Below are 15,105 nucleotides of genomic sequence, written 5' to 3'. Positions count from 1 at the left end.
AATTTTAATAGAATGGTTGACAGTATAATCGCAAACTCTACACTGACGACACTTTTTTCCCTTTTGGAGACGCCGTAAATGGCCGACCGCATTCGCTGGACAGTGGGGCAAGCCCAGGCCCTGTTTGATAAACCCTTACTCGAACTGCTGTTCGAAGCACAAACCGTTCACCGCCAACATTTTGATCCGCAACAGGTGCAGGTCAGCACGCTGCTGTCGATCAAAACCGGTGCCTGCCCGGAAGACTGCAAGTACTGCCCGCAAAGTTCGCGCTATAAAACCGGCCTGGAATCCGAACGGCTGATGCAGGTGGAACAGGTGCTGGAATCGGCGCGCAAGGCCAAAGCGGCTGGTTCCAGCCGTTTCTGTATGGGAGCGGCCTGGAAAAACCCGCACGAGCGCGATATGCCTTATCTGCAACAGATGGTGCAGGGCGTCAAAGCGATGGGGATGGAAACCTGCATGACGCTGGGTACGCTGGATGGCGCGCAGGCAGAACGGCTGGCCGAAGCGGGGCTGGATTATTACAACCATAACCTGGACACCTCGCCGGAATTCTACGGCAACATCATCACCACCCGCAGCTATCAGGAACGCCTGGATACCCTGGATAAGGTGCGTAACGCCGGGATCAAAGTCTGCTCCGGTGGGATTGTCGGATTGGGTGAAACGGTACGTGACCGTGCTGGGTTGTTGGTGCAACTGGCCAATCTGCCCAAGCCGCCGGAGAGCGTGCCGATCAATATGCTGGTGAAGGTGAAAGGCACGCCGTTGGCCGATAATGACGACGTCGATCCGTTCGACTTTATCCGCACCATTGCCATTGCCCGCATCATGATGCCCACGTCCTACGTCCGCCTGTCGGCAGGCCGTGAACAGATGAGCGAGCAGACCCAGGCGATGTGCTTTATGGCCGGGGCCAACTCCATCTTCTATGGCTGCAAGTTGCTGACCACGCCCAACCCGGAAGAGGACAAGGATCTGCAACTGTTCCGCAAGCTGGGTCTGAATCCGCAGCAAACCGCCACCGAACAGGGTGACAATCAGCAGCAGCAGGTGCTGACCGAGCAGTTGCTGCACGCCGATACCGCCGAATTCTACAACGCGGCGCTGTAATGAGCTGGCAGCAACGGATCGAACAGGCGCTGGAGGAGCGGCAAGGAGCCGCTGCTTATCGGCAACGGCAGGTGAATCAGGGCGGTAATGGCCGCTATCTGCAACTTGACGGCCAGCGCTATGTGAATTTTTCCGGCAACGACTATCTGGGCCTTAGCCAGCATCCCGAGGTGATTGCCGCCTGGCAGCAGGGGGCACAACGTTACGGCGTGGGCAGCGGCGGTTCCGGCCACGTCACCGGTTTTTGCCATGCTCATCGTCAGTTGGAGCAGCAACTGGCGGAGTGGCTCGGCTACCCGCGTGCGCTGTTGTTTATTTCCGGCTATGCGGCCAATCAGGCATTGCTGGCAGCCCTGATGCAGGCCGACGATCGCATTCTGGCGGATAAGCTCAGCCACGCCTCCTTATTGGAAGCGGCCACTCACTCACCGGCACAACTGCGGCGTTTTCGGCATAACCAACCCCAGGCGTTGGCCACCTTGCTGCAAAAAGAGTGTGCAGGCCAGCAGTTGGCGATCACCGAAGGGGTGTTCAGCATGGACGGCGATAGCGCACCGTTGGCCGAACTACATCGGTTAACGCAGCAGGCGGGTGCCTGGCTGATGGTGGATGATGCGCACGGTATTGGCGTACGTGGCGAACAGGGACGCGGCAGCTGCTGGCAACAAGGGGTGCGCCCGGAGGTGCTGGTCGTGACCTTTGGCAAGGCATTCGGTGTCAGCGGTGCCGCGATCCTCTGCGATGAACCGTTGGCGGAGTATTTGTTGCAATTCGCCCGCCATCTGATTTACAGCACCGCGATGCCGCCCGCTCAAGCCTGTGCCTTGCAGGCGGCGTTAGGCTGTATTCAGCAAGGAGATGGATTACGTGATCGGCTGCAGAAACACATCCAGCATTTTCGTGCCGGGGTGGCGGGTCTGCCGTTAACGCTAACCGCGTCGGATACCGCTATCCAACCGTTGTTGGTGGGGGATAACCAACAGGCGCTGGATTTGGCGCAGCGCTTGCGCGAGCAGGGGTTGTGGGTCAGTGCCATCCGTCCGCCGACGGTGCCACCAGGAGGTGCGCGGTTACGTATTACGCTCACCGCTGCACATCAGCCACAGGATATCGATCGCTTGCTGGAGGTATTGCATGACGTCTGCCATTGAAATGGTGAACAAGCAGGCGGTGGCGGCAGCCTTCAGCCGGGCAGCAGCGAGCTACGATGCCGCAGCGGTGCTGCAACGGGAGGTTGGTGAACGCTTACTGGGTATGGGGCTGTCTCATCCAGGCCAACAGGTATTGGATGCCGGTTGTGGTACGGGTTATTTCAGCCGTCGCTGGCGTGAGTTGGGCAAGCAGGTCAGTGCGCTGGATCTGGCTCCGGGCATGCTGGCTTTTGCCCGCCAGCAGCAAGCGGCGGATCGCTATCTGTTGGGGGATATCGAACACATTCCTTTGCCAACCGCCTCGGTGGATATCTGTTTTAGCAGTCTGGTGGTGCAGTGGTGCAGCGATCTCCCTCTTGCGCTGGCTGAATTGTATCGCGTGACGCGGCCCGGTGGACTGATCCTGTTTTCTACTCTGGCGCAAGGGGCTTTGCACGAGTTAGGCGACGCCTGGCAGCAAGTGGATGGCGAGCGTCATGTTAATGATTTCCTGCCGTCAACTCAGATCGCTGCCGCCTGTCATCCCTACCGGCACCAGCTTACGGCAGATTGGCAAACGCTCAGTTATCCCGACGTGATGACGCTGATGCGATCGCTAAAGGGCATCGGTGCGACTCACCTGCATCAAGGGCGTGAGGCCGGTCTGCTTTCCCGCCAGCGGCTTGCCGCGTTGCAGGCTGCCTATCCTTGTCGGGACGGGCAGTTTCCCCTCAGTTATCATCTGGTTTATGGAGTGATTTATCGTGATTAAGCGCTGGTTCGTTACCGGAACCGACACCGAAGTGGGTAAAACCGTGGCCAGCAGTGCCTTGCTACAGGCCGCCTGTGCGGCGGGATGGACATGTGCTGGCTATAAACCGGTGGCGTCAGGCAGTGAGATGACCGATGAAGGGTTACGCAACGGCGATGCGTTGGCGTTACAGAGGAATAGCAGCGTAGCGCTGGATTACGCCGTAGTGAACCCTTACACCTTTGCCGAACCGACCTCGCCGCATATCGTCAGCCAGGCCGAAGGGCGGCCCATCTCGCTGGTACGGCTTTCTGCTGGTTTACGTCATCTTGAACAGCAAGCCGATTGGCTGTTGGTAGAGGGTGCAGGCGGTTGGTTCACCCCGCTTTCTGAGCATGACACTTTTGCCGACTGGGTACAGCAGGAGCAACTGTCGGTGATCCTGGTGGTGGGCATCAAGCTGGGCTGCATCAATCATGCTCTATTGACTGCGCTGGCGATCCAACAGTCAGGTCTGACCCTGGCAGGCTGGATCGCCAATGACGTCACTCCGCCGGGAAAACGCCATCAAGAGTACCTTGCCACTCTTTGCCGCCTATTGCCCGCGCCCCTGTTGGGCGAGATCCCACATTTACCGCAGGTAGAGCAGCAGGCATTGGGACAGTATCTCGATTTAACCAGGTTGAACCCTTAGCCTGATGGCCCACGGAGGGGCCAGGATCACTCCGTCAGATAGGCATCAATCAGCCCCTCATCCAACTGCCCCAGCGTGCCATTGGCCACGTTACGGCCTTTATCCATCAGACAGAAGCGGTCAGCCAGATGGCGGGCAAAGGGGAGTTGGTGCTCAACCAGCAGAATGGTCATGCCCAACTCCTGATTCAGCTTACGGAGCACCTGGCCGATCTCCGTCGCCAGGGAAGGTGACATACCGGCGGTTGGCTCATCCAGGATCAGCAGTTCCGGTTCCAGCATCAGAGCGCGGCCTAATGCCAATTGTTGTTGCTCACTTTGGCACAGGTCGCCCGCACGGCGCATACGCATCGCCTGCAACCGGGGGAACAGGCTGTAAATGATGGGCGGAATACGGCGAGTTTTGTCACGCCCGGCCAGCAAGGCCACCTGCAGGTTCTCTTCTACGCTCAACTGGGAAAATATTTGCCGCCCTTGTGGCACGTAACCAATGCCCAGTAACGCCCGGTTTTCTACCGGCTGTGGCAACAGGTTTTGCGGTGGCTCATCCGCCAACTGCCAGGTCATACTGCCGCTGACGATCGGCAGGTGTCCCATGATGCAATTGATCAGCGTGGTTTTGCCCACCCCATTGCGGCCAAGCAACAAAGTACATTGCCCGCGAGGCAACTCAAGGCTGACATCCCACAGCGTATGCCGTTGCCCATAATACTGATTTACCGCTCGTAAGCTTAACATTTGGCATCTCCTCCAAGACCGATATTCACTTATGGATAACGTTGACCGCAGCAAGCGGTGTCTTTCCCGGGTGTGGCAAATGCCGTGCTGATTATCCTGATCGCGGTTCAGGCTAAAAATTATAAAACGGCCGCTACCGGTCGTTTGGTGGCTCTAAGGGGGATTTTTGGTATGCAATGAGAAGATAACCGGGCTGGTTCCGGCCGGTTTTAGTCAGAATTTGCCGGTTCTTCCGCAAGGTGATGCCCCGAACTGGGAAATGCAATTCCCAGGCCATCAGGCGTTGCGCAACAAAAAAGGCGGCTTGTTATTGTTTTGTTAACTTATTTGGACCCGATGCACAAGGGCTCAGACAGGGCAACAAGGTTAACTTGGGCGTTTTTTGCACCGTTACCGTGCGGCATGGCAAGCTGTTGGTGCAAGCCCTAAAGGTTGTTGCCGCAACTTGCAACCCCTGAAAAGCAAAATAGCTAAAAGAGCGTTTTCGTTATCATGGCTTTTAGCATTAATCGGCATAACCAAAGCAGAATTATTGTAAAAAAATAACTAAAAAACCGGCTCCGTTGACGTTTCATTGGGAAAAGCGTTCTTTCCACAACTCCCGTCCCCATTGGGGTAGTGAGAGTTATCCACTATTCCTGTGGATAACCTTGTGCATTATACTTAGAAAAGCGGTGTGAACAGAGAGCGGGCGCGGGTTGTGCGCAGGTTGTCCGCATTCTCGTCTTTTTATTAAATAAATTTAATATCAACAGGTTAATTAAAATCAAGCCAATGGATATCGTTAACGCGTCGATAAGCGATTTTTCAGCGCAATCACGGCCAAAAGTTAATTCGTGACGCAATCTGGGGATAACAGGGTGATTGACAATAAAAATGTCATGGTATTGTCACCTTGCCGGTGCGTTCGCGCCCCGTTAACGTACGCGATAGCGTAAATCCGCTTGAAGCTGGTTTTATATCCAGTATCATGGGCACTGGCGGAAATCTTCCGGTCTTTCCATAATTAGGCCGCTACCGTCTGGCCACAAACCTGAAAGATGATGGGGATATGAGCAAACATTTCAAACTGCATTCCGAATTCAAACCGGCCGGCGATCAGCCGCAAGCCATCCAAAAGCTGGAAGAGGGCCTGGAAGACGGCCTGGCGCATCAAACGCTGCTGGGCGTGACCGGCTCGGGTAAAACCTTTACCATCGCCAATGTGATCGCCGATCTCAACCGGCCTACCATGGTGCTGGCGCCCAACAAGACCCTGGCGGCGCAGCTGTATGGCGAGATGAAAGAGTTCTTTCCCGAGAATGCGGTGGAATATTTTGTCTCCTACTACGATTACTACCAGCCAGAAGCCTATGTGCCAAGCTCCGATACCTTTATCGAGAAAGATGCCTCGGTCAACGAGCATATCGAGCAGATGCGCCTGTCGGCCACCAAAGCGCTGCTGGAGCGTCGTGACGTGGTGGTAGTGGCTTCGGTTTCCGCGATCTACGGCCTGGGCGATCCGGATCTGTACCTGAAAATGATGCTGCACCTGACCAAGGGCATGATCATCGATCAGCGTTCGATCCTGCGCCGTCTGGCCGAACTGCAATATACCCGTAACGATCAGGCTTTCCAGCGCGCCACCTTCCGCGTGCGTGGTGAAGTGATCGACATTTTCCCGGCGGAATCGGACGAGCTGGCGCTGCGCGTTGAGCTGTTCGACGAAGAGGTCGAACGCCTGTCGCTGTTCGATCCGCTAACCGGCCAGATTGAGCAGGTGGTGCCGCGCTTTACCATCTACCCCAAATCTCACTACGTCACCCCGCGTGAACGTATCGTGCAGGCGATGGAAGAGATCAAGGTGGAACTGGCTCAGCGGCGCAAGGTGCTGCTGGAAAACAACAAACTGTTGGAAGAACAGCGGTTGACGCAGCGTACCCAGTTCGATCTGGAAATGATGAACGAGTTGGGTTACTGCTCCGGTATCGAAAACTACTCGCGCTATCTTTCCGGGCGCGGCGAGGGCGAGCCACCGCCAACCCTGTTCGACTACCTGCCGGCAGATGGATTGCTGGTCGTGGATGAATCCCACGTCACCATCCCGCAGATTGGCGGCATGTTCAAAGGCGACCGCTCGCGTAAAGAGACGCTGGTGGAGTACGGCTTCCGTCTGCCTTCGGCGCTGGATAACCGGCCGATGCGTTTTGAAGAGTTTGCCGCTGCGGCACCGCAGACCATCTACGTGTCCGCCACGCCGGGCAAATATGAGCTGGAGAAATCCGGCGGCGATATTATCGATCAGGTGGTGCGCCCAACCGGCCTGCTGGATCCGATCGTGGAAGTGCGCCCTGTCGCCACTCAGGTGGACGATCTGCTTTCCGAGATCCGCAAGCGCGTTGCCATCAACGAGCGCGTACTGGTCACCACGTTGACCAAACGCATGGCAGAAGACCTGACGGAATACCTGGAAGAACACGGGGAGCGGGTGCGTTATCTGCACTCGGACATCGATACGGTAGAACGTGTCGAAATCATCCGTGATTTGCGTCTGGGCGAGTTTGACGTGCTGGTGGGCATCAACCTGTTAAGGGAAGGTCTGGACATGCCTGAGGTGTCGCTGGTGGCTATCCTGGACGCAGACAAAGAAGGGTTCCTGCGTTCCGAGCGCTCACTGATCCAGACCATTGGCCGAGCGGCGCGTAACCTCAATGGTAAAGCAATCCTGTATGGCGACAGGATCACCGATTCCATGGCCAAGGCGATCGGCGAAACGGAACGCCGCCGTGCCAAGCAGCAGGCGCATAACGAAGCCAACGGTATCGTACCTCAGGGCCTGAACAAGAAGGTTTCGGATATTCTGCAGCTTGGGCAACCAAGCAGCCGTGGTAAGCATAAAGGGAAGGGCAAAGCGGCAGAAAGCGCGGCGCAATACCAGTTGCTCACCCCCAAAGCGCTGGAACATAAAATCCAGGAGTTGGAGGCACAGATGTATTCCCATGCACAGAATCTGGAGTTCGAACAGGCCGCTGCGGTGCGTGATGAAATCCACCAGCTGCGCGAGCAGTTTATCGCGCTATCATAGTGAACCTGAGGGGGCGTGCTAAGCGCGCCCCGGTAAATTTTCTTGCCGTACGCCCGTTTGCTGATTAAGGTGTGCGCCCCAAGTATCGAGACGAGTAGCCGCCATGACCGCAACCCCATCCAAAGACCCGTTACACGGCATTACGCTGGAGCAACTGCTGAACAAGCTGGTAGCCCAATATGGCTGGAACGGGTTGGCAGAGCGTATTCGCATCAACTGCTTCAGCAGCGATCCGAGCATCAAATCCAGCCTCAAGTTCTTGCGCCGCACCCCGTGGGCACGTAAGCAGGTGGAAGATCTCTACATCGACAGCGTTAGCGATAATCCTTGGCTCCGTGGTCAAGATTAATTGCGGCTAGCTAGCTGCACCAACGCGGTATCCAGCGCCTGACGTAATAGCTGGCGATCGTGGCGATACGGGATATCGCTGGCTTCCAGCGGTTGTTGCACCACAATGCGATCCTGGATGGCGCTGGTATCCACAGCCGGGCCAACGATCACCGTGTCAATCATTTTACGGCCGATCTTCTCTTCCATCAGCGCCAGTTTGTCTTGCAGCGTCAGTGCGGCTGCGGCGACGCTCAGCTCGCGGCCCAGGTTACCGATATACACCATATTGGCGCTGCTGCGACGCAGGGCCTGAGTCAGATCCTCAAGCAGCAACAGTGGCATCAGGCTGGTAAGAAAACTGCCCGGCCCGATCAGGATCAGATCGGCCTGCGCGATTGCTTCAACCGCTTCACGGGTGGCGTGTACCGGCGGGGAGAGCATCAGCTCTTGCGGCATGATCCTCAATTGATCGATATTGACTTCACCGTAGACCTGGTGCCCCTCATGATCGTGGGCCATCAGATCGACCGGCTGTTCCGACATCGGGATCAGCGCCGCGTCGATCTTCAGCAGACTACGCACCAGATTGATCGCCTCCAGCGGGCGCACGCTCAGGTGATCCAAGGCTTTCAGCATCAGATTCCCCAGGTTATGTCCCGCCAGCTCCCCGTTGCCGCTAAAACGGTATTCAAACATCGCCGAGGCGACGCTAGGCTCGGTAATCAGCTGATTGAGGCAATTACGGGTGTCACCCCAGGCAATGCCGCCTTCAGAACGGCGGATGCGGCCGGTAGAACCGCCGTTATCGGTAGTGGTGACAATGCCGGTCAGGCGAGAGCCCAACGACGACAGTGAGGACATCACACGGCCAAGACCGTGACCACCACCTAATGCCACGACGCGATCAAGATCGGCCAGGGTACGGTTGCGCATAAAATTCCTTAACTCTGGGTAGGTAGACTGCCTGCATAAAGTAGCGTATTTGGCACAAAAACGCGATAAAGAGTGCGATTTGCGTGATTCTGGTCAATTCGTTGGCGTAACGGTTGTTTATTATGGTTATCCAGACTTGAGAAAGTGAAAAATCGCTGTATACACAACTATATAGCGTGAATCCACATTGGCTATCGCGGTTGTTTAGCGCTAGAATTCTCTGGAAAACCACGGTTTCGTCCCGGCTACTTGAGGTAGTGGGGATGGGATCAAAACTCCTAGCCTTGGTACCTACGTTGTTCTTTGGAGCGATAGGGTATCCTGGCCGTGGCGAAGTCAGCCACCAGGGTGCAGAGTGGAAACGCTCGCATCTCCCGTATTTGGAAGGTGTTACAGGTGCCGCAACTTATTGATGCTTTTGAGCGCAAATTCTACTATTTGCGCCTATCGATCACCGACGTGTGTAACTTTCGTTGCACCTACTGTCTGCCGGATGGTTATAAACCGAGCGGCAGCCCCAAGACCTTCCTCTCTCTGGATGAAATTCGGCGCGTCAGCCGTGCCTTTGCCGAACTGGGTACCGAAAAGGTACGCCTGACCGGCGGTGAGCCTTCTCTACGCCGCGATTTTACCGACATTATTGCCGCCGTGCGCGAAAACCCGGCGATCCGAACCCTGGCTGTAACCACCAACGGCTATCGTCTGGCGCGTGATGTGGCCAGTTGGCGCGATGCGGGCCTCACGGCGATTAACGTCAGCGTAGACAGCCTTGACGCACGCCAGTTTCATGCCATCACCGGCCAGGACAAGTTCCGCCAGGTGATGGAGGGCATCGATGCCGCCTTTACCGCCGGTTACAGCAAGGTGAAGGTGAATGCGGTGCTGATGCGTGATGTCAATCACCAGCAACTGGGCAGCTTCCTTAACTGGATCAAGGATCGGCCAATCCAGCTGCGGTTTATCGAGCTGATGGAAACCGGCGATGGCAGCGATCTGTTCCGCAAGCACCATGTGTCTGGCGAAGTGATCCGCCTGCAGTTGGAGCAGCAGGGCTGGCAGCGGCAAGTCCGTGGCCGCAGCGATGGCCCGGCGCAGGTATTCAGCCACCCGGATTATCAGGGCGAGATAGGGCTGATCATGCCGTACGAAAAAGATTTCTGTGCCAGTTGCAACCGCCTGCGGGTTTCCGCCATCGGCAATCTGCATCTGTGCCTGTTTGGTGAGCAAGGGATTACCCTGCGCGATCTGCTGGCGGATGACGGCCAGTTGGAACAGCTGAAAATGCGCATTCAAAGCGGGCTGCAAACCAAAAAGCAGACCCACTTCCTGCATCAGGGTAATAGCGGTCTCACGCAGAACCTATCGTTTATCGGTGGTTAGACTTGACTCGAACGGTCCCAACGCCCTCAGGGGGAGGGGCTTTCGACAATAAGGAGCAAAATACACCATGAGCCAAACCAGCAGTGAATTTATTGCGGCAAAGATTGCCATTCTGACCGTTTCGGATCGCCGCACTGAAGCGGAAGATACCTCCGGGCAATATCTACAGGAAGCCGCACAGGAAACCGGCCATCAGGTGGTGGCGCGTGCCTTGGTCAAAGACAATATTTATCAGATCCGTGCGCAGGTTTCCGCATGGATTGCCAGCGATGACGTGCAGGCCGTGTTGATTAACGGTGGCACCGGCTTTACCTCCGGGGACAATACGCCAGAAGCGCTATTGCCGCTGTTTGACCGCGAAGTAGAAGGGTTCGGCGAACTGTTCCGCATGGTGTCATACGAAGAGATCGGCACCGCGACCCTCCAGTCCCGCGCCTTGGCCGGTATTGCCAACCAGACGGTGATCTTCGCCATGCCGGGCTCTACCCGCGCCTGTCGTACCGCCTGGGAACGCATTATTGAAGAACAGTTGGACGCGCGCCATCGCCCGTGCAACTTCTTACCCCATTTGAAGAAATAATCCATGACGCAGCTAACCCACATTAACGCCGCTGGCGAGGCCCATATGGTCGATGTCTCTACCAAAGCGGAGACGGTACGTGAAGCCCGTGCCGAGGCCTTTGTAGAAATGCAGGCGGCAACGCTGGCGATGATTATCGACGGCAGCCACCACAAAGGCGACGTATTCGCTACGGCGCGTATTGCCGGAATTCAGGCGGCGAAGCGCACCTGGGAACTGATCCCCCTTTGCCACCCGCTGATGTTGAGCAAGGTGGAAGTACAGCTCGAAGCGCAGCCGGAATTTAACCGCGTGCGTATCGAAACCTGCTGCCGTTTGACCGGGAAAACCGGGGTTGAAATGGAGGCGTTGACCGCCGCTTCAGTGGCCGCGCTCACCATCTACGACATGTGCAAAGCGGTACAGAAAGATATGGTAATTGGCCCGGTGCGGCTGCTGGCAAAAAGCGGCGGCAAGTCCGGTGATTTTAAGGTGGGATCATGATCACTATTCTGTTTTTCGCGCAGGTGCGTGAACTGGTCGGCACCAGCACGCTGAGCCTTCCGGCGCAGTACCTTACGGTTGAAGAGCTGCGTAAGTCGCTGTGCGAGCGTGGCGATCGTTGGGCGCTGGCGCTGGAGTCCGGAAAATTGCTGATGGCGGTAAACCAATCGCTGGTGGACGCAGAGCATCCGCTGCATGCCGGTGATGAAGTCGCTTTCTTTCCACCGGTAACCGGAGGTTAACAGTGGAAAATACTCGTATCCGCGTTGGCCAGGCAACCTTTAGCGTAGGTGAAGAGTACCAGTGGCTGGCACAGTGTGATGATGACGGCGCAGTGGTGACTTTTACCGGCAAGGTACGCAATCACAATCTGGGGGATGACGTCAGTGCGCTGTCGTTGGAGCATTACCCTGGCATGACTGAAAAAGCCCTGGAAGAGATCGTTGCACAAGCACGTGCTCGTTGGCCATTACAGCGGGCAACGGTGATCCATCGCATCGGCGATCTCTTTCCTGGTGATGAAATTGTGTTTGTCGGCGTGACCAGCGCTCATCGCAGCATGGCCTTCGAGGCGGCACAATTTATTATGGATTACCTGAAAACCCGAGCTCCCTTCTGGAAACGTGAGGCGACCGGGCAGGGAGAGCGCTGGGTAGAGGCCCGCGATACGGATAAACAAGCCGCCAAGCGGTGGTAAATCGCGCCTCAACAGCGGAAATAAATCAATACCTTTGTCCGTTTCGCGCGGTGTTTTCTGTGGTACGCTTATTATTGGCAGGGGAAGTTCCCCGAAACTTGGCTCACATGTAAAAGGTAACCGTCATGGACCGATATCCACGTAATGGTTCGATCGTTGAACGTGCCAACAGCGGCATTCAGGCTTATATGGCACAGGTGTATGGCTGGATGACCTGTGGCTTGCTGTTGACCGCATTTGTTTCCTGGTATGCAGCGCATACGCCTGCGATCATCAACTTTATTTTCTCCAGTCAGATCACCTTCTTTGGGTTGATTATCCTGCAGTTGGGGCTGGTGTTTGTGATTTCCGGCATGGTTAACCGCCTGAGCGGCACCGTGGCGACCGGGCTATTTATGCTCTACTCGGCGTTGACCGGGTTGACGCTATCGAGCATCTTTATTGCCTACACCTATAGTTCGATCGCCAGCACCTTCGTGGTCACCGCGGGTATGTTCGGTGCAATGAGCCTGTACGGCTACACCACCAAACGCGATTTGAGCGGTTTCGGCAGCATGCTGTTTATGGGGCTGATTGGTATTGTGCTGGCGTCACTGGTGAACATCTGGCTGAAAAGCCCGGCACTGATGTGGGCGATCACCTATATCGGCGTGCTGGTATTTGTGGGCCTGACGGCGTATGACACCCAGAAGCTGAAAGCGATGGGTGAACAGCTGAATGCCGATGATAAAGACAGCTTCCGCAAATACGCTATCGTTGGCGCATTGACGCTGTATCTCGACTTTATCAACCTGTTCCTGATGCTGCTACGTATCTTCGGTAACCGCCGCTAATACGCTAAGCTCAGCAATAAATATCTGGCCCCGTTTTAACACGGGGCTTTTTTTCAGGATTTTTCTTGTCACGGGTTGAAAATTATAACCTTGACATCTATAAGGTTTTTTTGTTGAATACCCGCTCGATAGGGAGGGTAAAAGTCATATATGTCTTTTACTTAGAATGACAACAATATGGATTATGAAAAATTATCATGGATAAAACCGAATTAAGTCAAAAATGGAAGGATCGTTTTGCTTTTTTTGACAGCGTAGGTGGGGATATTACCTCTGCACAATACAGAGAGGAACTCAAGAAAATAAAATTTTTCGGTCGCAATAAGTATGCTTTTAATTTTTATGCGTTTTTCTTTGGTGTCATCTATTTCTGTATTCTTGGCCTATGGAAGAAGGGCCTGGTGCTGTTTGGTACGGCTATAGCGCTAAATGTGATATTTATAATTATTGAGGCAGGGACAGCAACGAATCTTGATCCTGCGATCCGCGCTATCAATATTTCCTATGCAATTACTGGTGCCATGGTGGCCAACTACGCCTACTATCTCAAAGAAGTCAAAGGGTTGGATGGTTGGAATCCTATTGAAGGCTTTACCAAGAAATCAGCAGCAAAAATCGCAAAATCCTGATTATAGACATTGCTGGTCAATGAATATTTGAACGGTTAAGCGGGCAGGGCAATCAACCAGATATTGCCCTGCATATTTTAAACCTGGCTGGTTTGAAAAGACGCTATTATTACAATAAGATAAAGTGCAAAGCTTACTAAAACGATAAACATTGCTAGCAATGCTGACCACTTTAATCTGGATTTAAATAGTCCAACCAAAGCAAAGCAAAATACCAGGATATTGATCGTCATATTGATGAAGCAGAGGATACTTATTGTGAGATCGATCCACTCCGCCGTTTCGTCAGGCACGAAAGAGGCTACCATGAGTATAATGACCAAGGCTAACAGATTGAACCAGGCCATCTTCAGCCCAAAACGCACCATGCTGTCAAAAGTGTTGTCCTTCACTATCGCCGATTCCGTCAAATCGCCCTCCATAAGCAATTAAATTACAGTACGCATATTCTACGCATTCTTTTTACGGTTTAACATCAGTTCCAGCAGCGTAACCAGCGCTTTCAGAATGATGAGAACTTTATAGGGGTTGCCCTTCATTGTTAGATGTGGGCTGCCTCACTCTGGCTAGAGTCACCAACTCAGTGCCGGAAAGTAAAAAAAACCGACCTCACCCGTCGGTTTTTTTACGTCTGCTATTCAGGCAATCTTGCGCCGGAACATGGCATAGGCCGCGCTGCCGGTGGTGGCGGTGATCACCAACAGCGGCCACAGGCTGTGCCAGATAATGCCGAAGCCAGCATCCTTGAGGTAGATCTGCTTGGTGATATCGGTGAAGTGGCGGATAGGGTTGGCCCAGGTGAGATGCTGAAGCCAAACCGGCATATTCTCCACCGGTGAGACATAGCCGGAAAGCAGTATCGCTGGCATCATAAACACAAACACCCCGATAAACGCCTGCTGCTGCGTCGCGCACAGCGAAGAAATCAGCAGCCCGAAGCCCACCAAAGACAGCCCGTAAACCAGCATGGTGCCGTAGAACAGCAGCAAAGAACCGGCAAACGGGATCTGGTAGGCAAAGATACCGATTAACAGCACGATCGAAGCCTGGAAGGTGGCAATGATCAGAGCCGGTACCGCTTTGCCGATAAAAATCTGCCAGGTGGTTAAAGGCGAAACCAACAGCTGTTCCAACGTGCCTTGCTCACGTTCCCGCGCCACGGAAAGCGAGGTTACGATCAACACACCGATAGTGGTGATCATTGCGATCAGCGAAGGCACCACGAACCATTTGTAATCCAGATTCGGGTTATACCAGTTGCGCACCACCAGTTCGCTGTTGTTGGGTTTGGCCCGCTGCCCGATCAGCTCATTTTGATAGTCCTGCACGATCTGTTGCACATAGTTGGCGGCGATCTGCGCGCTGTTGGAGTTACGGCCATCGAGGATCAACTGCAACGGGGCGGTATTACCGCTGGCGATATCCCGTGAGAAGTTGGCCGGGAAGCGAACCAGCAGCAGCGCCTGCTGATTATCAATGGTGGTTCTTATCTCCTGCGGGCTGCGCAGCAACAGCACGTGAGAAAAGGCTTTGGCCTTGGCAAGGCGTTGAGTCAGCTCAATGGAGTGCTGGCCGCTGTCCTCGCTGTACACCGCGATGGTGGCGTTGGTGACTTCCAGCGTGGCGGCGAATGGGAACAGCACCACCTGCAACAACACCGGCATAATCAGGATCGCGCGGGTCTGCGGATCGCGCAGTAGCGACTGCATTTCTTTAACGATCAACGTCCAGAGACGGTGAAACATGGC

At 54.8% G+C, this 15,105-nt stretch carries 17 protein-coding genes and 1 riboswitch; of the genes, 13 read left to right on the top strand and 4 right to left on the bottom strand.

From position 1 onward, the window contains the following. The first annotated feature begins 78 nt into the window (after positions 1–78). Genes bioB through bioD form a run of 4 tightly spaced genes read left to right on the top strand, consistent with a single transcriptional unit; the run spans position 79 to position 3,691 of the window. Positions 79–1,116, top strand: coding sequence for a biotin synthase BioB (gene bioB / locus ABIE29_RS12120; RefSeq protein WP_024530545.1), 1,038 nt, complete (start codon positions 79–81; stop codon positions 1,114–1,116). After that, complete coding sequence (gene bioF, locus ABIE29_RS12115; RefSeq protein WP_429619038.1) at positions 1,116–2,267, top strand: 8-amino-7-oxononanoate synthase; 1,152 nt, start codon at positions 1,116–1,118, stop codon at positions 2,265–2,267. The genes bioB and bioF overlap by 1 nt, the downstream gene beginning before the upstream one ends. After that, positions 2,251–3,018, top strand: coding sequence for a malonyl-ACP O-methyltransferase BioC (gene bioC, locus ABIE29_RS12110; RefSeq protein WP_429619037.1), 768 nt, complete (start codon positions 2,251–2,253; stop codon positions 3,016–3,018). Before bioF ends, bioC begins: the two co-directional genes overlap by 17 nt. Then, positions 3,011–3,691, top strand: a complete 681-nt coding sequence (bioD, locus tag ABIE29_RS12105; RefSeq protein ID WP_429619036.1) for a dethiobiotin synthase — start codon at positions 3,011–3,013, stop codon at positions 3,689–3,691. Before bioC ends, bioD begins: the two co-directional genes overlap by 8 nt. A gap of 26 nt (positions 3,692–3,717) precedes the next feature. Here bioD and ABIE29_RS12100 read toward each other — a convergent pair whose 3' ends face one another. Further along, entirely contained in the window at positions 3,718–4,428 is a 711-nt protein-coding gene (locus ABIE29_RS12100; protein WP_429619035.1) for an ABC transporter ATP-binding protein, read from the bottom strand. A gap of 1,051 nt (positions 4,429–5,479) precedes the next feature. Here ABIE29_RS12100 and uvrB point away from each other — a divergent pair. Both uvrB and ABIE29_RS12090 read left to right on the top strand, forming a co-directional pair. Further along, positions 5,480–7,492 carry an excinuclease ABC subunit UvrB gene (gene uvrB, locus ABIE29_RS12095; RefSeq protein WP_429619034.1) on the top strand — a complete coding sequence of 671 codons (2,013 nt, stop codon included), beginning with the start codon at positions 5,480–5,482 and terminating at the stop codon, positions 7,490–7,492. A 103-nt stretch (positions 7,493–7,595) separates the two neighbouring features. Then, positions 7,596–7,841, top strand: coding sequence for a VF530 family DNA-binding protein (locus tag ABIE29_RS12090; protein ID WP_021180393.1), 246 nt, complete (start codon positions 7,596–7,598; stop codon positions 7,839–7,841). Here the strand turns inward: ABIE29_RS12090 and yvcK are convergent. Beyond that, on the bottom strand, positions 7,838–8,755 hold the full coding sequence (yvcK, locus tag ABIE29_RS12085) for a uridine diphosphate-N-acetylglucosamine-binding protein YvcK (protein WP_429619033.1): 918 nt from the start codon (positions 8,753–8,755) through the stop codon (positions 7,838–7,840). The two genes, ABIE29_RS12090 and yvcK, sit on opposite strands and share 4 nt — an antisense overlap. 263 nt (positions 8,756–9,018) lie before the next feature. After that, positions 9,019–9,161: riboswitch (molybdenum cofactor riboswitch) on the top strand. On the opposite strand from yvcK, the gene moaA reads away from it, so the two are divergent. From moaA to ABIE29_RS12050, 7 genes are all read left to right on the top strand, one after another. Continuing rightward, positions 9,152–10,135, top strand: coding sequence for a GTP 3',8-cyclase MoaA (moaA, locus tag ABIE29_RS12080; RefSeq protein ID WP_021180395.1), 984 nt, complete (start codon positions 9,152–9,154; stop codon positions 10,133–10,135). Its footprint overlaps the riboswitch before it by 10 nt. A gap of 67 nt (positions 10,136–10,202) precedes the next feature. After that, positions 10,203–10,715, top strand: coding sequence for a molybdenum cofactor biosynthesis protein B (gene moaB, locus ABIE29_RS12075; protein WP_429619032.1), 513 nt, complete (start codon positions 10,203–10,205; stop codon positions 10,713–10,715). Positions 10,716–10,718: 3 nt separating this feature from the next. After that, the gene (gene moaC, locus ABIE29_RS12070) at positions 10,719–11,198 is read left to right on the top strand and encodes a cyclic pyranopterin monophosphate synthase MoaC (protein WP_429619031.1); all 480 of its coding nucleotides are present in this window, start codon (positions 10,719–10,721) and stop codon (positions 11,196–11,198) included. Further along, a complete protein-coding gene (gene moaD / locus ABIE29_RS12065) occupies positions 11,195–11,440 on the top strand; it encodes a molybdopterin synthase sulfur carrier subunit (protein ID WP_429619030.1) in 246 nt (81 codons plus the stop codon). Before moaC ends, moaD begins: the two co-directional genes overlap by 4 nt. Positions 11,441–11,442: 2 nt before the next feature. After that, on the top strand, positions 11,443–11,895 hold the full coding sequence (gene moaE / locus ABIE29_RS12060; RefSeq protein ID WP_024530556.1) for a molybdopterin synthase catalytic subunit MoaE: 453 nt from the start codon (positions 11,443–11,445) through the stop codon (positions 11,893–11,895). A 125-nt stretch (positions 11,896–12,020) separates the two neighbouring features. After that, a complete protein-coding gene (locus ABIE29_RS12055) occupies positions 12,021–12,728 on the top strand; it encodes a Bax inhibitor-1/YccA family protein (protein ID WP_248946152.1) in 708 nt (235 codons plus the stop codon). A gap of 197 nt (positions 12,729–12,925) precedes the next feature. Further along, the gene (locus ABIE29_RS12050; RefSeq protein ID WP_429619029.1) at positions 12,926–13,357 is read left to right on the top strand and encodes a DUF2628 domain-containing protein; all 432 of its coding nucleotides are present in this window, start codon (positions 12,926–12,928) and stop codon (positions 13,355–13,357) included. Positions 13,358–13,434: 77 nt separating this feature from the next. On the opposite strand, the gene ABIE29_RS12045 is transcribed toward ABIE29_RS12050, so the two are convergent. Both ABIE29_RS12045 and ABIE29_RS12040 read right to left on the bottom strand, forming a co-directional pair. Continuing rightward, positions 13,435–13,767: a hypothetical protein gene (locus tag ABIE29_RS12045; RefSeq protein ID WP_429619028.1), complete on the bottom strand. Its 333-nt coding sequence runs from the start codon at positions 13,765–13,767 to the stop codon at positions 13,435–13,437. Positions 13,768–13,995: 228 nt separating this feature from the next. After that, entirely contained in the window at positions 13,996–15,102 is a 1,107-nt protein-coding gene (locus tag ABIE29_RS12040) for an ABC transporter permease (RefSeq protein WP_429619027.1), read from the bottom strand. Between the last annotated feature and the right edge of the window lie 3 nt (positions 15,103–15,105).

Origin of the sequence: Serratia sp. 2723, from assembly GCF_050434425.1 — a bacterium.
In the GTDB taxonomy this organism is placed as follows: domain Bacteria; phylum Pseudomonadota; class Gammaproteobacteria; order Enterobacterales; family Enterobacteriaceae; genus Chania.
Note: the sequence above shows the minus strand (reverse complement) of the source record. Positions and strands in the feature narration are given on the sequence as shown.